The following is a 19,307-nucleotide window of genomic DNA, read 5'->3' as shown; positions in this document are numbered from 1 at the left end:
CCTCGCTTCCGCAGAAGCCTGGATATACGTCGCTCACATTCGCCTGCTCACCCGCAGGCTCGCAAGAAGTTGATATCAAAACACTCTTTTTGATTCAGGCTCTAAGGCCGCCAAGTTTTCTGGGTTAGCAGGCGCGCACTGTGGCAGCTTGGCTTGTACGGCGAGGCCATGGTTGAATGAGGCGAAACAAATCCAGCCCCGCGGTCAATCCCGAGGCTTCCCACAATGGCGAAGAGAACATCTTCACTCGTTCCTTTTGAGCACAAGACCTTCCGTTCGCTATGGTCGGCTGCACTCATTTCGAACCTTGGCACCCTAGTGGAAGGTGCGGCGGCAGCTTGGCTGATGACGAGCATCGCAGCAGTAATTTTTGATCGCCCATTCGTGCTGTGTACCAGCCCTGTGTCTTGCGCAAGTGGTCACGAACGGCTGCCGGAGCCTCGAAGACGCCCTAAAAACACATGCTGCGATTTTTGAACACGCTTGACGTGTTAGATTAATTCATCCAATGCGTGTGTTGAACACGCGAGGTGAGTTATGAACATGAAAGAGCTTAGGGTTCGACTGGGCATGACTCAAAAAGATTTGGCAGAGCAGATGGCAACGACGCAACAGACTGTGGCCCGGTGGGAAACAGGCAAAACGCAGTTGAACGTCGAGCAGATCAAGGACCTTTGTCTCACGTTGAAATGCACGGTCGAGGAGCTGCTGGGCTGGAAGATTGATGTCGAGGAGTGGCGCACGAGCCCGTTTGCAATTGCCGATGCCGAAACGCGATACGGCACGCTCAGAATCAAGACGACTGTTGGCAGCCGCCAATATCCTATCGATGAAAAGGCGCGTGAATCGATTTTACGTCAGTTGAAGGAACTTCATAATCTGCGTAGAAATAACACAAGCAGGCCATGGCTGTATTGTTGGAGCCTTGACAACAAAATACTCTTGATAAATCCGCAATATGTCCGCACCATTGAGCTTATCGGTGACGATGTAGAGGAGATGCCAGAGTATTATCATCCAGAAATCTATCGGGCTTTGGATGACTGGGATAAGGGTGAGGTTTCAGGAAAGCTGAAGAAAGAATGCGATGCCATCATCGCAGAGATGGGTGATCAGGAAGCCGTGCGCATGGCCTCCTATGTTCGCGTCACATATGACGACGGAGAAGATGAGTGGAACTTCTTGGATGAAGAAACCGCTACGACTTTCTTCGGATTGGAAGCTGCGACCTTTGACGTTCCCCAGTGTAGTTTCGCCGAAGTGGAGGAAGAAGGTTACCACCGAGCGCGATACGCCAACCTTGATCGCGTCGCGGTGATGGAGGTTCCAAGCGACCGTTATCACAGATTGACCGCGCCCGAGGAAGCTTAGAACCATCCACGAAGGGCGCATGTTACATCTCGACCTTGCGTGGTGCGTTTTCAGTACGAGATGACGTTAAGCGTAGGTAGTGGCAGGTAAGAGTGCTCGACCAGAAGCTCAACTGCCTCCTCAATATCGCTGCCGATGTGCCGCAGGACACGTCCACGGGAGCGTGGATAGGCGTGAAGTTCCTGCACTCCACGGTCCGCTCTCCCATCGCCGGTGTGTGCCCGACGCCATCTTGTGGACGAGCTTGGCCGCCTGCACCCGGTTGTATTCCGGCTTGCGGTCCGCCTGGGCGGTCCGCCGCGATGGCTATCTCCATGTCAATCGGCGCCGAACTTTGACTGCCCGCTGCTTTTGATGAATTTGGCGAGGTCCCGCGCATAATCACTCTTGGTCTTCTCCTTGAGGCCCTGTGTCGCGAACTTGTGGTCCAGCAGGGCAAACAGGTCCAAGTCCCCTTCCGCCTGTGGCGCTGGCTTGCCCTCACCGCCCTCGGCTTCCCAATTGGGGACCGCTTCTGCGCGCTGCACCGTGGCGATTGTCCGCCCAAGACGCATCACAAGATCGAACGCCAAACCGTGCGCGTGCACGACGATTTGCCGCTCAGGCCTCATTTGGACAGGACTTGAGCTGGCCCGGTGGTTTGAGCCGGGTTACCTTGAGCCGGTGGGCTGCGAACAAGCAGTTCGAGACATTGGCGTCGATCACTTCGCAACACGCCGCTGCGCCTGGCCTCGGTGTGCTCCCCCGAAATCGTTGTGTCATATCACCGAGGGCATCACGGCCAACAGCTTCCACATGGGCAACAGCCTCGCCATTGAGCCGAATATGGTCGCGAGCGACGAAGCGGTCGGAACCTCGGAGCCGAAGTTCGACGCCGAGGTGGTTCGCATGATGCGCTAAGCAGCACCATGGCGCTTGCCGGTATGTTTGCTGCCGGCAGCCGACGAACTCCTATCCTCCTGGACAAGGGCGCCGTGCGTCATTGCTTTGATTTACCGGCCGCTCAAGGCTTCCACAGTTTTCGCTTTCGAGGCGACCTTTGGAACATGCCAACGGAATTTAATATAACGACATAAACATTTCTTTATGCGGCGTTGACAAAGAAGCGAACTGCTGTAATTGTCTCCCGCGTCGTGGTTCTCCGTACGGCGCTGCCGCAGCGGAGCTAAGAGGGAAGCCGGTGCGATGCCGGCGCTGCCCCCGCAACTGTTAGCGGCGAGCCAACCCCACTCATGTCACTGAGGCGAATAGCCTTGGGAAGACGGGTAGAGGCTATGACCCCGCGAGCCAGGAGACCTGCCACGGCGAATTACGTCCACGGGCGGGGTGTCTCGGTGGCCGCTGCAGCCTGGCGTTCGTGCCGGCCTGCTAGCGCCTTCCTTGTCACCGACGCCCCAACCATCGGGGTCTGGCATGACTGTCTCTCAGCAAATTCCTGTAGCAACGCTCGGCGTGCCCCGCTTCGGTCGTCGGCGAGAACTGAAATTCGCGCTTGAAAGCTACTGGTCCGGAAAATCGTCCGCTGCCGACCTTCTCACGACCGCGAAGGCGCTCCGTGCCGCTAGCTGGGAGGAGCAGCACGATCGCGGCGTGTCGAAAATCCCGTCGAACGACTTCTCGCTCTACGACCATGTGCTCGACACCGCAGCCATGGTCGGCGCCGTTCCATCCCGTTACGGCTGGAATAGCGGCGAGGTTCCACTTGACATCTACTTCGCAATGGCGCGGGGCAACCAGGGTCAGACGGAGGATTGTCGACACGCTGGTCACCAGCAGGCGGCTCATCGGTCTGATGTAACCGCGATGGAAATGACCAAGTGGTTTGACACCAACTATCACTACATTGTGCCGGAACTCAACGATGATCAGACGTTCGCCCTCTCGTCGACGAAACCGGTCGATTACTTCATCGAGGCTAAAGCTCTCGGCGTTCACACACGCCCAGTCATCCTTGGACCGATCACCTTCCTCAAGCTGGCGAAATCGCCTGCCGAAGGATTCGATCCCATCGCGCTCCTGCCGCGGCTGCTGCCCGTCTACGAGCAACTCCTGCAGAGGCTGAAGCTGTCTGGAGCCGACTGGGTGCAGATCGATGAGCCAGCGCTTGTCCTCGATCTGAACCCGAACGAACGAGCTGCGTTCGAATTCGCCTATGGCCAGCTGTCGAAAGCCGCGCCCGAGCTGAAGATCATGCTGGCTACCTATTTCGGGCCGCTGGGAGACAATCTCGAAACCGCGGTTTCTCTGCCCCTGGCCGGGCTGCATATTGATCTCGTGCGCGCTCCCGAGCAACTGGAAACCGTGGGTCGGCTCGCACCGAAGGATCTGGTGCTCTCGCTTGGCTTGATCGATGGCCGCAACGTCTGGCGTGCGAACCTGCCCGCCATTCTCGACCGCATCAAACCGATCGTCGCCGGCTGGCCCTTGGACCGCGTCGAGATCGCGCCTTCTTGCTCGATGCTGCACGTGCCGATCGACCTGCGCATGGAGACCGAACTCGACGCGGACATCAGGTCGTGGCTCGCCTTCGCGGCCCAGAAGACCGACGAGTTGGTGTTGCTGGCCCGGGCCCTGACTCAAGGCAGGGATGCGGTGGCAGGCGCGTTGAAAGCGTCTGCCGAGGCTGCCGCCACTCGCGTGACATCCACGAAGATCCATGACCCGCTTGTTGAGGGACGGATCGCCAGCATTGACGACAGCATGAAGCGACGAGAGAGCGCTTTTGCCGAGCGCTCCAGAGTCCAGGCCGGCACGCTCGGGCTGCCGCCGTTCCCGACGACGACCATCGGGTCCTTCCCGCAGACGCCGCAGGTACGCAGGGCGCGGGCCGCTCATGCGAAGGGCCAGCTGAGCTATGTCGACTACGAGACCTTCCTGAAGAAGGAGATCGAAGCTGCAATTCGCTGGCAGGAAGAGATCGGGCTGGACGTGCTGGTGCACGGTGAGTTCGAACGAAACGACATGGTACAGTATTTCGGCGAGCAACTGTCCGGCTTCGCCTTCACCCAGCATGCCTGGGTGCAGAGCTATGGGTCGCGTTACGTGCGCCCCCCCATCATCTTCGGCGACGTATCGAGGCGCAATCCGATGACGCTGCGCTGGTGGCAATTCGCCCAGTCGCTTACGGAAAACCCTGTGAAGGGAATGCTCACAGGCCCAGTGACCATTCTCAACTGGTCTTTTGTTCGCGACGACGTACCGCGCTCCGAAGCATGCCGCCAGATCGCGCTCGCCATCCGCGACGAAGTGACGGATCTCGAATGGTCCGGCGCAAGGATGATCCAGATCGATGAGGCCGCGTTTCGCGAAGGATTGCCACTGCGCCAGTCTGATTGGAACGACTATCTCGACTGGGCTGTCGAATGCTTCCGGATCGCTTCAACGGGTGTAAAGGACGCGACTCAAATCCATACCCACATGTGCTATTCGGAGTTCAACGAGATCATCGACGCGATCGCTGAAATGGATGCGGATGTCATTTCGATTGAGACGTCGCGCTCGAAAATGGAACTGCTGGACGCCTTCACGAGCTCCAAATATCCGAACGAAATCGGGCCCGGAGTCTACGACATTCACTCACCACGTGTCCCGGAAGTCGGGGAGATTTCGGATCTCGTCATGCTTGCCCGCGAGCGACTGTCGGATTCCCAACTGTGGGTAAACCCGGACTGTGGCCTCAAAACACGCAAATGGGAGGAGGTCCGCCCTGCCCTCATGAACATGGTCGATGCAGCACGTGCGCTCCGGTAGAAAGTGGAGGCCGGAGGGTTTCCTGGTTGCTCACCATGTGGTGAGTGACCGGCTGCCGCATGTCGGCCGTGAATGTGCCAAAACGCGATCACATCCTTTGAAATAAGTCACTCGAGCGAGAATGTGCACTTTCCTTCGGCACGTGTATTAATCGCGCAGGAGTAAAGGGTACCGTTTTCTCCCTGTAACGTGTCGAGTTCGAAGGGGATGTGATTGGCGTCGAGACCGCTCCAGCCATGGTTATCAGCACGCCAAGTGCGTTGTTCGATCAGTTCGTAAAGGACTTCTCGGCTCGGTTCATCGAAATGCGCGGGTACATACATGACAGGTTCCTTCACTGGCCGCCGGGTTCGCTGTTCACCGGTTGACATCCGATGGCAAGCGTTCCAACGCGGCGGCGATCTGGCGCTTCGCTGCTGAGGGCAGAGGCAGGATGGGACGCGGGGGGTCGGTACGGCAAATGTCGAGCAATTCGGCAAGTGCATAGACGACGCGAAGGCTCGAGAACTCCTTGAAGAGGCTCCAGAGCGGCGCAAGCGTGGCATCGATCCGTCGCGCTTCGGCCGCATCGCCCTGTTGCGCCGCCGTGACGATCTTCACGCAGACCTCGGGCAGGATGCCGGCGAGGACGCTGTACCATGTGTTGGCGCCGGCGATCATGGCCTCTGCGGCGTTCCAGTCGCCGCTGTAGCCGATCGAGAACCCTTCCGGCATAGTGCGCCTCTGGTCGGCCAGATGGCTCTTGATCGCATCGCCCTTGTCTGTCGGATTCTTGATAGCGACGATCCCCCGCACCTTTGCCAGGCGGCTGACGAGTGCTGGGGTGAAACGGAAATGCGTCGTTCCTGGATTGTCGTAGATGACGATCGGAAGGCCACTTTCGCGCGCCACCGTGGAGAAATGTTCGAACACCTCGTCATCAGTGAGCGGGGTGTAGGAGGCGGCGGCAAGCAAACCCGCAGCAGCTCCAAGGGCCTGGGCGTCTTGCGCGAGCCCCACGGCTTCATCGGTGCGCAGCGCGCCCACACCCACCACGACCGGCATTCGCCCGGCGATTTCGTCCAAGGTCTCGGCGAGCGCCCGCCGCCGTTCCTCGCGCGACAGATACATATAGGTGCCGGTGCTGCCGAGAAGACCGATGGAGTCGACCTGAGCGGCGCCAAGCCGAGCAATCAGCCTGCGCAGAGCAACGGTATCGACGCGGCCGTCACGATCGGCGGGCGTGATGGGAAACGCGGAAAGACCGCTCAGGAATGCCATGGCAAGGCTCCAGGTTTGTGCGTCAGCGCAGGACTGGCCGGACGACAGGTCATCACAAGGCGTCCAGAGCCCGCCGCAGGTCCGCGACTAGGTCGTCGGCGTCTTCAAGACCCACCGAGAGACGCATGAGGTCCTCGCCCACTCCATCGGCCAGATGCGCATCCTTGCGGATCGGCTGCCGGGCACGGGTGAGGCTTGCTGGGTGATAGATGAGGCTGTCGGCATCGCCGAGGCTGACGGCGCGAGTGATCAGGTTGAGCCGGTCCATCATCCGGCGCGCTCCTTCGTATCCAGCGTGGAGGCCAAAGGCCAACATGCCCGATCCGTTGGACATCTGTTTTCGCGCCGTCACCTGATCAGGGTGCGAGTCGAGGAAGGGATAACTCACAAATGCCACCGCCGGGTGCGCTTCGAGCGCCCGAGCCACCGCAAGGGCCGTGGCGCTGTGCCGTTCCATGCGCAGCGTCAACGTCTTCAGACCGCGCAGGATCAGGAAAGCTGACATGGGCGAGAGCGCTGCGCCGGTGATGTAGCGCAGGCCCGTTTCGTGCAGCGTGCGGAGCGTTTGCGCGTCGCCGAGAATCGCCCCGCCAAGGGCATCGCCGTGCCCATTGATGTATTTGGTCAGCGAGTGGAGCACGAGGTCGGCCCCATGTTCGAGCGGCCGCTGGAGCGCGGGGGAGGCGAAGGTGCTGTCGACTGCAACCTTTACACCGCGCGCGTGGGCGCGCTCGGCAATGGCAGCGATGTCTAGGATGCGGCTCAGCGGATTCACCGGCGTCTCGAAGAAAACAAGCCGGGTCCGCTCGGTGATCGCGGCATCGAGATTGTGAGGATCGGACAGGTCGACCGCGACGACCTTGATGCCGAAGCGGGGGACCGCCTGTTCGACCATGGCAAGCGTGTTCGCATAAAGCGTCCTGTGGACGATGAGTTCATCGCCTTGGGACAGGAGCGACAGGATCAGCGTCCCGAAAGCCGCCATCCCCGAGGCAACGACCAGACCTGCCTCGGCTCCTTCCAGATTGGCGAGCCGTTGCTCGAGGATCTCCGTCGTCGGATTGTATTCGCGCGCATAGAGCCTTCCGCCAAGCGCGGCGGCGGCCTCGTTCGCTGCCACGCTTTCGAATCCATAGGTCGAGGTCAAGAAGACTGGCGGCTGAACGGCATTGGAAAAGCCGGCGGGATCGTAGCCATGATGGATCGCCCGAGTGGCGAATCCGGGACCGGTGTCGTGGAGCGACCGCGTGAGAGCATCGTTTTCGGATTGATAGGAACGGGTCATTCGGCCTCTAGATCTTTCTTGGGTTTCCGAAAGATTGACGGCAAACTGGCCAATGTGAAATATCCAGTTAGCAATGAATGAAATGGTCCAGTCTTCAAGTGCCGGTTCTGCAGGTCGCTCGCACGCGATGGGTGCACGCCAGATCTACGAGGCTCTTCGCGAGCAAATCCTCGGCGGCGTCTATGAAACCGGTAGTCAGCTGCCGTCCTCCCGCGGCCTGGCAAATGACCTTGGGGTTTCGCGAACGACGGTGACGGTCGCCTATGACCAACTGACCGCGGAAGGTTTCATCGAAGTCCGTCAAGGCGCACGACCTCGCGTTGCATCCTCGCTGATCGGTCCTGAGACGAGCCGCACCGTCGCGAAACGAGTCGGCCCGGTTCATCTGTCCGCCTATGGCGAACGACTGCGCGTTACGCCGCCCTGGCCGGATTATCTGCCGACTGGACTGAAGGTCGATTTCCGCTATGGCGACCTGGCGCCGTCGGATTTCCCCGCATTGGTCTGGAAACGTGCGATGAACGAGGCGATGGGGCAGCGCCCGTTGCGTCTTGCCTATGACGACCCTCGCGGCTCGCGCCGGCTGCGCCAGGCGCTCCAGGGCTATCTCTGGCGCGCCCGAACCCTGAGCTGCGACCTCGAGCAGATCATCATCATCAACGGTTCGCAGCAGGGCCTCGATCTGTGCGCTCGCCTGCTTCTCGATCCCGCCGACCGCTTCGTCATCGAGGACCCGTGCTACAGGATGGCGCGTCAGGTCTTTGCCAGTACGGGTGCCTTGCCCATCCCCGTCACCGTCGACGAGGACGGGATCAAGACGGAGTTGCTGGCGGGGATCGGGGCGCGACTGGCCTATGTCACGCCATCGCATCAGTTTCTGCTGGGCGGCGTCATGCCGATCGCGCGCCGCCATCAGCTTCTGGAATGGGCGCGGCACAACAACGCCTATGTGATCGAGGACGACTACGACAGCGAATATCGCTACGACATCAATCCGGTCCCTCCGCTGCACAGTCTCGAGGACCACGGGGCTGTCATCTACCTCGGCACGATCTCCAAAACGCTCTCGCCGATGCTGCGTATCGGCTATCTCGTCGTCCCGCCGGAATTGCAGGAGGTCTTCGCAACCGCCAAACAATTCGCGGACCGGCATTCGCCGGTGGCTGAACAGGAGGCGCTGGCCTCTTTGATCGAGAGCGGCGGCTACGAAAGCCATGTGCGCCGCGTGCGCAGGCTGAACGGCGAGCGTCGGGAGACGTTGTTGCGCGCCTTGCGGCGCAGCTTCGGAGATCGCATCGCTGTCCAGGGAGCAGATGCCGGACTGCACGTCGCCGTTTGGTTCAACGACCTGCCACGATCGCAGGAAACGGCACTGGTCGAAGCCGCCCGACGCGCGGGCTTGGGGTTACACCTGATCTCGCCGCTCTACGAACGGCCATCGGACGAAGGCCGCACCGATGGCGTCGGGCTTGTCATGGGCTATGCCGCCTTGAGCATTCGGCAGATCGAGAAGGGCGTTGAGGTCCTGCGAGAGGTTGTCAAGCAGGTGCAAGACGCGTTGCCGGGGCACGGTGACTGAGACACGGGGACGTGGCGAGCTGGCGAGGAAACCGACCCTTCGGCTTACCCGCATTTGTCGCAAGACAAACTGGACTGGGAAAACGCCATGCAACTGGTGCTGTTGATCAGGCCAGTTTGGCGGCAGATATTCGTGCGAGACGAATTTCCGAGAGCGATGCATAACCGGCAAGGAAAGCTGCTTCACATCCATATCGCGCCCGCTGCCTTTTTATGAAATGGAGGATCTAGCGGGGGCGTAGCTTGTTGCCGGCCGAGCGGGCTCGAGCGCCCGCAAGACATAATCGACGATCTCTACCAGGCCTTGTCCACGGTCCGAATGATGGGATTATCCAGCGCATGGTGCGGCATGCACCATGCCGATGCCAGAAGATCTGGACGCTCGACAAGCACCTTTCTTCAAACATTTCCCGAACGACCCGCAGCGCAAAGCCTCCCCATGAGAAAAGAGCATCCCATGTCTTTCACGCCATTCATTGACCCCGAGATCAAGGCCCGCTACCCGGATTTTCATCTGATCAGCATTGTGGTGCGGAACGCTGAAATCGACGTGCCGGATGCACAGGCGTTGAACGACACGATTGCGGCGGCGGAACAGGCGGCGCTTCGCGATGACGCCCAAAGGGACGCGCATCTTGCGGCGTGGGCCGTTGCCTACGAGGCTTTCGGCACAAAGGCCAATCGAACGCCGTGCTCGGCCGCCGCGCTTCTCAAGCGGGTGCGGAAAGATGGCTCTCTCCCGCGGATTTCCCCACTGGTTGATGCCTACAATGCCGTCAGCGTGTTGTATGGCGTTCCGATTGGCGGGGAGGATCTCGATCTCTACCAGGGGGTCCCGAGACTTTTAATTGCGAAGGGAGCGGAGCCATTCGACACGATCCAGCAAGGTGAAATGGTAACCGAGCATCCCGAACCGGGCGAAGTCATCTGGTGCGATGATGCCGGTGTCACGTGCCGCCGCTGGAACTGGCGGCAGGGGCGGCGCACCATGGTCACGGTCGATACCCGCGCCATGTGGCTCGTGCTGGAAGCCCTCGGCCCAATGTCAGCTAAACAGATGACGGCCACCGGAGAGCATCTGATGGGACTTATCCAAGCGTTGTGCTCGGGTGCGCGAATCGAAACAGCGCGGATCGACGAGTCCACTACATCTCGTGTCCCTTAGGGCATGGCCCCACCTTTCGGAGAAACACCCCACTCAGCCCTGTCCGGATCTGGCGCTCCTTGCTCGCTCCGCTGGCCTACACAGTTGATTGCGAACGACCCAGAACGGCTCTCGAAAACGAGCGTCGAACGAAATCAGATCACTGCTTGTTCTCCCTTAGCGTTGTTTGGCGTACTTTTATCGCGACGCCCTCCAGTGTTACGACTAAATCGAAATTCATGGAGCGGTACGGACAACGGGTGCGAACCCGGGACGTCGTCCCGGTGTCGTCAGGCTCTCCCGTCCGACTGAGCCTCAGTTTTCTTCACGGCGCGAATACTCCTGAGGCCGCCCGGATTCTCGTTAAGAGACAGCTGCCGCTCAGGACAGCCCACGCGATACTCACGGAGATGGTCGATCACGGCAAGGCGTTCGTGACGGTTCCTTGCGTCGACGACCTATTGGCACTGAAGAATGAACTGTCGTCCGCAGGCGTGATGGCGAAGGTTCATGCGCCGCGGCCGATAAGTGTTCGCGAAGTCCGGGATCGCACGAAGCTCTCTCAGGAGGCATTCTCCGTGAGGTATGGCCTCGATCTGGCAACGCTTCGAAACTGGGAGCAAGGTCGCTCGAAACCGGATGCAGCGGCGAATACTCTCTTTTGGACCATCGCCCGGAATCCGGAAGCAGTCGAAGAATCGCTGGACATGGAGGACGGAGTGGCTGCCCCTTCGCCCTAAGGGGGCCGATCACTTCGGCGCGCGGCAATTCGGCCGCCAGCGCGATGGCCGGCCGCCGCGCGGTATCGACAGCGCGCGAGCCTCATGCGTCAGACGCGTTCCTTGGCATGTCGCACGCCAGATCCCAAACATGTTTCCATCGCAACGAGCTGGTGACGGAAGCAGTGTCTGCACTTTGGAAACGAGCCATTTGCGTTCTCATGGACGTCGCGACTCGTCTCGTCCAGTAAAAGTCGCAATCATTGTCAATTGCGATGTTCCGCAGTCAGCTGGCCGTTTATTTTCCTAAGATCTGCGTTATAGGCCGGGGTGTTGTCGCCGTTTCGGCGGGTAAGATGGGATAGGCGACCTCGGGTGCCTTTCCGGTCAGCGAGTTGAGGAAGGCAACAAGCAGGTCGACTTCTTCGTCCGCCAGTACCACGCCAAGCTGGGTGGTTCCCATGATGGCAACGGCCTGTTTCAGATCCCAAACCTTGCCCGAATGAAAGTATGGCGCGTTGAGTGCAACGTTGCGCAGCGGCGCCACGCGGAAGACATAGGAATCGTCGGCTGCATTGGTGACCGCAAATCGGCCCTTGTCTTTTTCCGGCAGGACCTCGGCGCTGGGCTGTTCCACGAGGCCGAATGGGTAATAGGCTTCCCCACCAACGTTGATGCCGGCATGGCAGGACGAGCAGCCTTTGTCCATGAAAAGCGCCAGGCCCTGTTTCTGTTCGGAAGTCATGGCAAGCTCATCACCATTCAGGAAGCTGTCGAAGGGGGCCGGCGTGACCAGTGTCGCCTCGAAGGCTTCGATTGCCTTGGCGAAGTTGTCGAAGGTGACCCGATCGGCTTCAGCCGGAAAAGCTGCATCGAACCACTCGACATATTGCGGCATGGACTTGAGCGTGGCGACGACTTGGCCCGGTGTATTGGCCATTTCGATGCCGGCTTGGACCGGTCCCTTCGCCTGAGCCTTCAGGTCTGCGGCACGACCATCCCAGAACTGGGCGATGTTGAAGACAGCGTTCAGTACAGTCGGCGCGTTGCGCTGTCCCTTCTGCCAACCATGGCCGATCGAGGTTTCATGATTGTCGTCGCCGCCGGTGGCCAAGTTGTGGCACGAGTTGCACGACAAGACGCCTGACGCAGAAACGCGTGGATCGAAGAACAGTGCCTTGCCGAGAGCGATCTTTTCCGGGGTGATCGGGTTGTTGGCGACTGCCGGCGTGGTGGATGGCAAAGCCCTGAAGGTGGCCAGTGCCGTTTCTCTGAGGTCTGTGGGGATCGAATCCGCAGCAAAAGCGGTGGCTGCCAGCAAAGGGACAGCCATCGTACTGAATAGGATTTTCATAAATGATCTCCCTGCGTCGTCCACGCAGCCACTCTGGGATACGCAGCCCATGAACGCCCTGCGCTAGATCAGTTGCGGGAGAGGACTGGGTGGTCTGACACCTGTTTTCGCGGCAGAGATGGGACCGTCTCGGAAGTGAACGCTCTTCTCGATTGGATTTCAGGGAGGCGGAGGATCGCTGCTCGGCAAGCGGCAGCGCCGGAGCCGTGCTCCGGTTCTCTCTGCGCCTTCTACCATGAAGAAATCGGGTCCGCCACCGTGTCAGATTCGGTTTGGGGAGGCTATAGGCCTCACAAGCCAATCAAAACAGCTACTCGGGCGCCCTTTGAAATTCGTGTAATTTTGCTCACCCGAAACGGCCATCTACAGTCGAAATAAGATCGTCCCGCAAAGGTGCTACAAGACACTATCGCGGATCTCTGACGGCGGCTTCGTAGATCCGGTCTCTGCGATCTTCTGGCCATTCGTCGAGAAAATCGATAGCATCCGCGGGACTGGCAATCTCTTGCACGATGTGCGCTGCACGCCTTACGAAAATGGCTGCTCAAAGTCCCTGAGCTCATGCGTTCCTCCCGACCTGCTGAACCGCTAGTGGCGTGAACATGCGCTTCTCTACGCCCGCCGACCATTGCAGAATGTGTTGTCACAGCGATGGCGGTTCAATAGCAAAGCGGCGGCGTGACGCCCTCGGTTTACCAGCGGGCCGATTCCTACATCCTGCTGCAAGAGCGAGCCATCTTATTGGGCAATCACCGATTATTGGCTCACCCCTGATCGAGCAGTGGTGCTGATCACCACCATCAAGAAGCTCGAGGGCCTTAGCAAACCGGGTTCACGTCACAGGTCCCGCAAACCTGGCCAGCACAGGTGTTATACTCTAAGTGTTTGAGATTGCCGCGCAACCTCCGAACGCAAACTGGCCTCGAACTCCGCTGTATCGCCGCCGATCCGCAGCGCACCGACCCTCCCATGCGCCCAATCCAGCTACCCTGCAAACAAGCTCCGACATTGCTAAGTAGCCGATCGAGAATCATCCCGCGAATGCAGAGCGGACACGGCGCCGCATGACCGACAGTAAGCTTATGCCACGCACAAGCAGAAAGATGTGAAGGGCAGCCCAGAGCCCGTGGTTGCCGAAGATCGGCCCGAGCGCGAACAAAGCAGCGATAAAGGTGGCGAAAGATATGAGCATCATATTGCGTATGTCGCGCGACCAGGTGGCGCCAATGAAGACGGCGTTCATCTGCATGGCTAGCGCGCCGCTCAAGCTCCCCAACGCCGCCCAAGGAAGATAGACAACCGCCTCCGCCCGCACGTCCACTGTCTTCGTTATGGCACCCAATAACTGTTCGCCGAACGTGAAGACTAAGACGCTGGGAAGGCCAGCAAGCGCGAACCCCCAGCCTGCAGTCAGCTTGACGGTGCGCAAGAACGCCCGCTGATCACGGGCTCCGAGGGCCCGACCAGCTAGTTGCTGCGCGGCCGCCGCGAACCCCTCGAGGAAATAACACGCGACCATGACAAAATGCATTAGCACCGCGTTGGCGGCCAAGGTCAACGTGCCAAATTGGACGCCCTGCCGCGCGAACAGGACGTATGCTCCCGTCAGCACGAAGGAACGGATCATCATGTCGCCGTTTAGGTGAAGCATTTGCCTCACTGCCGCCATGTTGAACGTGTGCTGGCGCGACACCTTTGGCATCGCGCGGAAGCGCCCCAAGAGGATGGTGATGCCGGCCATCGTGGCGGCGGCCTCTCCACACACAGTTCCCCAGGCGACGCCTGCAACGCCCCACCCGAGGTAAAGACCCAGGAAGATGGATGACGCGGTACTCACCCCGTTGAGGAGAAGCTGCAGGAGAAGTCCGAGGACTGCATTGCCGCAGCCCAGAAAGTAGCCGAGAATCGCAAAGTTGATAAGGCAGGCAGGCGCCGAGATTAGGCGGATGCGGATGTAGAGGTCCATCGCGGTGGTCACAGGCTGGTCCGCGTTCATAAACCATTCGCCAATCAGGGCAATCAGCGGGGCGAGCAGGACCAATGCCAAACCTGAACCCGCTGCGATAACAATTGCCCGCCATAGGACTGCCCTTGCTTCCAGACCATCGCCCCTCCCGAAAGCTTGGGCGACGAATCCGGTCGTACCGGAGAGCAGAAAACTAAAACTCGTTAAGATGACGTCGAAAACTACGCCCCCGGCTGCAAGACCTCCAATCAACCTGGCATCCCCGATTTGGCCGATCACGATCGTGTCGACGAAGCCGATCAGCGGGGTAGTGAGGGATGCGAGCGCCATGGGAATGGCGATCGCCAGGACCTGCCGGTTGGTGACCTGGAATGGCTTGGAGCCGAGGGGTGGCGCTTTCCGTTGCACGTCGACTCCTACTGGATCTGTTGCGACCTCTTGTTTGCCAGCGGGATGGCACACAGACTGCGCGGCCTCGAAGAGATGGCTGAGCGAGGCATTTCGGTCGATCACACCACGGGCAGATGCCTCATCGAACGAAGTCTCTTGCAAGGCTCATGGCCGGTGGATCTATCTGCATCCCATCACCCACAGCGTTGGCGAAACGGCGGAGTTCTGGCTTGCTGAATGCCGCGATTTGGCGACGACGGAGCACTTCTTTTGGCGGACGTGGCCGGCCCGACCGCGTCGTCATCGGTGGCAGTCCCAGCAAAGTTATAGGTCGCCCATGGCGGGGAACATTCGCGGATCAGCGCATCGACATCGTCTTTATCGACACGGATTGCCACAATTCCCGCTACCGCGAGATAGTCGTACAGGGCCGGATCAGTCGACCGGGTAATTGGATAAAGACTAGGACGCTGGGTCCGCTTTGACGGCCCGCAGAATGTTGATCGCACCATGAAGTAGAACTATGCAGCCTTTTATAGAGCGAGACATCTCTTGCGACTTTCCCCTCAATACCTACGCTAATGCAGGTACCTGATTGTGTATTCACATTCACTTCCTGGCCTTGTGCGATCTCGGATTCTGCTGTGAACTTACCACCGCCAACGAGCTTTGTTCACAAAAATTCTGCAATTTTATTTTAAGTTTTTATTGCACAGGCTGAATCCGGCTCGGGGCGCTATGGTGAGGCGGCAATGTACGAGGATGAAGGAGCCAGCGGCCGTGTTGCGTGCCTTGTCGTTCAGGGACGAGCCAACCAACAAGCAGCCTCTCTGCGACGCCCTGAGTAGCGGCGAGGAGGAATACGTGGGCGGCGACTTCTGAAGCATCTACTTTGCGACGTTCGCAGACCGGGTAACTCAGTGAGCGATCTACGAATTTGTGAACGTAGGATCGCTCCCTCGATGGCGGGCCGATTGCGACGCCGCAGGCGTGCAGACACAATTCCGAAAACACTCCCTTGGCTGGATGTATCTCTCGACGAGACAAAGCGTCTGCATTGTCTAGGAGGCAGGACGCAGCACTGGGCAATTCGCACGGCGACCTCCACCTTTTTACCTCGTCCTTCGGGCGTCGCGGCCTCGCCGCGAGCACCGTGGTACCGAAATGGCGCGCCATCTCGGCGTAGGTCCGGTTGAGACCGGGATCGTAGCGATCGGGTTGGTGACCACTGCCCCGAGATTGTCGGGCACTAGTCTAGGAAATTCGGCACGCCGCCCAGAAAGATGAACAGGTTCGTGTGCACGCCGATCCAGTCGGGCAGGCACTCGCTCGGGCACGCCTCGGCGTAGGTAAAGTTCGAGGCGCCCATCGCTGCGACGAACAGCTTCACGGGATGCGCTTCGCCATTAAGGTGGTCGAAGATTTCGATGGTCGTCCTGCTGGGGAGGAGAAACGCACCGCCAGCTGGATCCTGGTGGTATGGAAGGAGGAGCCCATCCCATCCCATCCCTCTTCAGGAGCAACCGCACGTTTTCGCAACTCGACGTTTCGACACGTCGGGCTGTCAGTTTCTCCTCATGAGATCCCTGACGATTATCATCACCTCTCAAGCTGCCGTGTTCACTGCGCTGCCCATCACGCTATCGATAGCGTCCTCAAGGATGTCGAGGCCTTGGCTAAGCTGATCCTCCCCAATGACGAGAGGTGGCAAGCACTTCACAATCTCGTCTTTGGGACCAGAGGTCTCGACAATAAGGCCCCTCTGGAAGGCGGTGCTGATAACCTGCCCGGCAACCTCGCCAGACTTCAGATCGATGCCCCGCATCATACCACGACCCTTAGCTGACAGCTCAGGGGGGTGTGCCCATAGTTTAGACTTGAGCAGCCCATGAGAAAATCGAGATAGGCTGTCCCATCGCGCGAAAACAGCTCAGCCCCCGTGCCGTTGCGAAAACGACGGGAAAGCTGCGGGCGTAGCTGCGCACTTCAGACTCGAGATGGTGGAAAATCGCGAATTCGGTCCCACCATCCGGCGCACTTCGGTCAGTCATCGTTGCCTCCTTATTTGCGTATTTGCTTGGCAGGTCTGCGGGCATGCCCGCAGGGCTGATGGAGCGTTCGATGGGACCGATGGCGTGAACTCGCTCTCATGCTGTCCCTTAAACTGGATGTCGCGGTCGAAGCGCACAGCCTGCCGGATTGGCGCGCGCAGATCCCGAGCCATAGCTGCGAAGAACAAACCACGCCGTCGCAAGATGGCCTGTTCAGGGCTGAGAGGATCAATTCCTCGCTTGGGCCTGCGTTGCGTACCTCAAGATGCACAGCAATCCGCCACAGGAAGAGCGTGGAGGGATCGGTCGGCCGACGGTAGGCCGACCGACAGCCAATTGCCGCGCCGCCACGCTCTACGAGGACGCAGTTGACGGCGAAATCAGTGCAGAGCAGGCGCTTGCGGGAAAGCGAGTTGCGGTCAAGTTGCGGACAGAGCGCGATGATATCCCACACATCGGCTGCAGCATTCTCCGTCGGCTTTCGGAATGTCGCTCGCGCCAACTGGCCGTCGGATCGCGAAGAGAATCTCTGACTATCATGGACCATCCGAATTCCCCGATCGAACACCATCACCGCCTCGCGCCCAACCTTTAAAGAGTTAAGCACTCCGGCGCCTCAGATCCTGCGATGCCGAAAGAGCGAGCCGCCCAATGCGCCACATTACCCTGAAGAGGTGTTTCTCCTCCCCGAGGCGGCTACCGGTCGATTGACCATCGTTCGCAGCAATCACCGCGGCCTCCGGCAAAGATCTTTGCTCCCAAGAAACTATGCTCCGAAACCTGCACTGAGAATATCATTCGGGGAAATGATAGGGATTAACTTTTTGTAAAAGTGTTTGAACATGCCCAGTGCTGAATCGATGGCCGGGAGCGGTACCACTGATGAGGTGCACACTGGCACCGAGGACATGAGGCCTCGGGGACTGTTTCAGTCGCTTGTAACCGATACTTCAAATAAATTCACAAAACCTTTGCAAGACAAATCGCTGCCAATGGTACGTTCGCGGCAGGTCTGAGCAATACGCGGCTACAAGAACTTATCTAAATTTGCGTTCGCACCGCCGCGCAGCAACATCGGGGTTAAGTACCAATGGCACGAAGAGTTCTCATCCTGATTGAAGGTCATAGAGGTAATGGTCCGCGATACATCGAGGCGGCTCAGCGTCTTGGTCTTCATCCAATCACTCTGTCGGCGGATCCAGCTCGGTACGACTATCTTGCAACAGAAGGAATTGAGGCAATCCGTGTCGATACAGACAATCTCGATGCGCTGATCCGCGAATGTTCCCGGCTACGTGCGACTCATAACATTGCTGGCATTACTGGCTTTGCGGGCGACGATGAGTCAGTCTATGCGACAGTTGGCAAGCTCTGCAGGCATTTGGATCTCCCGGGACCGAACCCCACATCGATCGAACGATGCTGCGACAAATTCACTCAACGCCAGCTCCTTGCGGAGGCCGGCGTTCCAATACCTGCTTATCGCCTGGCAGCGAATGCGGGGGAGGTAGAGATTTCTGCAGCGGAAATCGGCCTGCCGGTGATTGTTAAGCCGGCCATAGGCAGCGGCAGCATCGGTGTCCGTTTGTGCCGAAACGTCCAAGAGTTAGCCGAACATACGACCTATCTGTTGGGCGGGAAGCACATATGGCGGTCTTCGCCGAGGATACTGATCGAAGAATTCGCACAAGGCCGTTTTTATTATGCTGACACAATGGGAAATGAGGTATTGGAGATTGTCGCCGGTGAGTTCGGCCCCCCACCGTATTTCGTCTTTCGTAAGTTGGCTTATCCGGCCCCGCTCGCTGACGACGAGCATGAGCGTATTGTCGATCTTTCGCTGAGGTGTTTGCGAGCTCTCGGTCTGGGCTGGGGACCAACCTGCATTGAATTCCGGTGGACAAAGCGTGGCCCGGTCGTCATTGAAGTCAATCCGCGGCTTGCCGGCGCGCCCGCACCTCAACTGGCTCATCTGGCCTACGGCGTCGATCTCATTAAGGAACACATCAAGCTAGTCATCGGCGACGAATGGAATTTGCGCAAGAGGCATTCGCAAACTGCGGCCGCGCGGTACCTGGTTCCTGATCGCGATGGCACCCTCGACTGGATCGATGGCCACAGGCGGGCGGCTGCCGTATCAGGCGTCGTCGAGGTCAAATTCTATGTTGAGCCCAAGACTCCGATTGTCAGGAAAAGCGACTATCGAGACTTGCTCGGACATATCATCGCTGCTTCACCTAGCCTTGTTCAGACCGAGGCAGTCCTTCAGCAAGCGGTCGATTTGATTCATTGGTCGATCATACCTTTCCCGACCCCGCGCGAATAGGTAAAATCTGAGAGCCTGAATCAAAAAGAGTGTTTTGATATCAACTTCTTGCGAGCCTGCGGGTGAGCAGGCGAATGTGAGCGACGTATATCCAGGCTTCTGCGGAAGCGAGG

General features: G+C 59.0%; 15 protein-coding genes, 1 pseudogene and 1 riboswitch. Of the genes and pseudogenes, 7 read left to right on the top strand and 9 right to left on the bottom strand.

What is annotated here, in order from left to right; genetic code table 11:
- Window positions 1-225 precede the first annotated feature (225 nt).
- Both NKI85_RS35115 and NKI85_RS35110 read left to right on the top strand, forming a co-directional pair.
- Window positions 226-477 (top strand): MFS transporter, encoded by a 252-nt coding sequence (locus NKI85_RS35115; protein WP_352458261.1) that lies wholly within the window; start codon window positions 226-228, stop codon window positions 475-477.
- Window positions 478-537: 60 nt separating this feature from the next.
- On the top strand, window positions 538-1,371 hold the full coding sequence (locus NKI85_RS35110) for a helix-turn-helix transcriptional regulator (protein WP_352780400.1): 834 nt from the start codon (window positions 538-540) through the stop codon (window positions 1,369-1,371).
- 317 nt (window positions 1,372-1,688) lie between these two features.
- On the opposite strand, the gene NKI85_RS35105 is transcribed toward NKI85_RS35110, so the two are convergent.
- Window positions 1,689-1,943 (bottom strand): hypothetical protein, encoded by a 255-nt coding sequence (locus NKI85_RS35105; RefSeq protein WP_352468275.1) that lies wholly within the window; start codon window positions 1,941-1,943, stop codon window positions 1,689-1,691.
- A 545-nt stretch (window positions 1,944-2,488) separates the two neighbouring features.
- Window positions 2,489-2,689: riboswitch (cobalamin riboswitch) on the top strand.
- Window positions 2,690-2,784: 95 nt separating this feature from the next.
- On the opposite strand from NKI85_RS35105, the gene metE reads away from it, so the two are divergent.
- Window positions 2,785-5,121 carry a 5-methyltetrahydropteroyltriglutamate--homocysteine S-methyltransferase gene (gene metE, locus NKI85_RS35100; RefSeq protein ID WP_352780408.1) on the top strand — a complete coding sequence of 779 codons (2,337 nt, stop codon included), beginning with the start codon at window positions 2,785-2,787 and terminating at the stop codon, window positions 5,119-5,121.
- 107 nt (window positions 5,122-5,228) lie between these two features.
- On the opposite strand, the gene NKI85_RS35095 is transcribed toward metE, so the two are convergent.
- Genes NKI85_RS35095 through NKI85_RS35085 form a run of 3 tightly spaced genes read right to left on the bottom strand, consistent with a single transcriptional unit; the run spans window position 5,229 to window position 7,666 of the window.
- A complete protein-coding gene (locus NKI85_RS35095; protein WP_352780398.1) occupies window positions 5,229-5,444 on the bottom strand; it encodes an FMN-binding negative transcriptional regulator in 216 nt (71 codons plus the stop codon).
- A 34-nt stretch (window positions 5,445-5,478) separates the two neighbouring features.
- Window positions 5,479-6,381 carry a dihydrodipicolinate synthase family protein gene (locus NKI85_RS35090; protein WP_352780396.1) on the bottom strand — a complete coding sequence of 301 codons (903 nt, stop codon included), beginning with the start codon at window positions 6,379-6,381 and terminating at the stop codon, window positions 5,479-5,481.
- A 52-nt stretch (window positions 6,382-6,433) separates the two neighbouring features.
- Window positions 6,434-7,666, bottom strand: coding sequence for a trans-sulfuration enzyme family protein (locus NKI85_RS35085; protein ID WP_352780394.1), 1,233 nt, complete (start codon window positions 7,664-7,666; stop codon window positions 6,434-6,436).
- A gap of 82 nt (window positions 7,667-7,748) precedes the next feature.
- Here NKI85_RS35085 and pdxR point away from each other — a divergent pair, with 82 nt between their 5' ends.
- The 3 genes from pdxR to NKI85_RS35070 all read left to right on the top strand — a co-directional run bounded on the left by pdxR (window position 7,749) and on the right by NKI85_RS35070 (window position 11,128).
- The gene (pdxR, locus tag NKI85_RS35080) at window positions 7,749-9,245 is read left to right on the top strand and encodes a MocR-like pyridoxine biosynthesis transcription factor PdxR (RefSeq protein ID WP_502900774.1); all 1,497 of its coding nucleotides are present in this window, start codon (window positions 7,749-7,751) and stop codon (window positions 9,243-9,245) included.
- 456 nt (window positions 9,246-9,701) lie between these two features.
- On the top strand, window positions 9,702-10,409 hold the full coding sequence (locus NKI85_RS35075) for a B3/B4 domain-containing protein (protein ID WP_352780390.1): 708 nt from the start codon (window positions 9,702-9,704) through the stop codon (window positions 10,407-10,409).
- Between the two features lie 389 nt (window positions 10,410-10,798).
- The gene (locus NKI85_RS35070; RefSeq protein WP_352780388.1) at window positions 10,799-11,128 is read left to right on the top strand and encodes a helix-turn-helix domain-containing protein; all 330 of its coding nucleotides are present in this window, start codon (window positions 10,799-10,801) and stop codon (window positions 11,126-11,128) included.
- A gap of 277 nt (window positions 11,129-11,405) precedes the next feature.
- Here NKI85_RS35070 and NKI85_RS35065 read toward each other — a convergent pair whose 3' ends face one another.
- From NKI85_RS35065 to NKI85_RS35045, 5 genes and pseudogenes are all read right to left on the bottom strand, one after another.
- Window positions 11,406-12,461: a cytochrome-c peroxidase gene (locus NKI85_RS35065; RefSeq protein ID WP_352780406.1), complete on the bottom strand. Its 1,056-nt coding sequence runs from the start codon at window positions 12,459-12,461 to the stop codon at window positions 11,406-11,408.
- 406 nt (window positions 12,462-12,867) lie between these two features.
- Window positions 12,868-12,972, bottom strand: coding sequence for a DUF982 domain-containing protein (locus NKI85_RS35060; protein WP_352780386.1), 105 nt, complete (start codon window positions 12,970-12,972; stop codon window positions 12,868-12,870).
- A 519-nt stretch (window positions 12,973-13,491) separates the two neighbouring features.
- Window positions 13,492-14,835: an MATE family efflux transporter gene (locus NKI85_RS35055; protein WP_352780404.1), complete on the bottom strand. Its 1,344-nt coding sequence runs from the start codon at window positions 14,833-14,835 to the stop codon at window positions 13,492-13,494.
- Window positions 14,836-15,838: 1,003 nt separating this feature from the next.
- Window positions 15,839-16,318: pseudogene (locus NKI85_RS38095) on the bottom strand (IS21 family transposase); the annotation flags it as partial.
- Between the two features lie 105 nt (window positions 16,319-16,423).
- Window positions 16,424-16,642, bottom strand: a complete 219-nt coding sequence (locus NKI85_RS35045; protein WP_352780402.1) for a hypothetical protein — start codon at window positions 16,640-16,642, stop codon at window positions 16,424-16,426.
- A 1,316-nt stretch (window positions 16,643-17,958) separates the two neighbouring features.
- Between NKI85_RS35045 and NKI85_RS35040 the strand changes: the two genes are divergently transcribed.
- Window positions 17,959-19,194 carry an ATP-grasp domain-containing protein gene (locus NKI85_RS35040; RefSeq protein WP_352780382.1) on the top strand — a complete coding sequence of 412 codons (1,236 nt, stop codon included), beginning with the start codon at window positions 17,959-17,961 and terminating at the stop codon, window positions 19,192-19,194.
- The last annotated feature ends 113 nt before the right edge of the window (window positions 19,195-19,307 follow it).

It is taken from the genome of Mesorhizobium sp. M0571, from assembly GCF_040320985.1.
Classification (GTDB): domain Bacteria; phylum Pseudomonadota; class Alphaproteobacteria; order Rhizobiales; family Rhizobiaceae; genus Mesorhizobium.
This window is presented reverse-complemented; position numbering and strand designations above follow the sequence as displayed.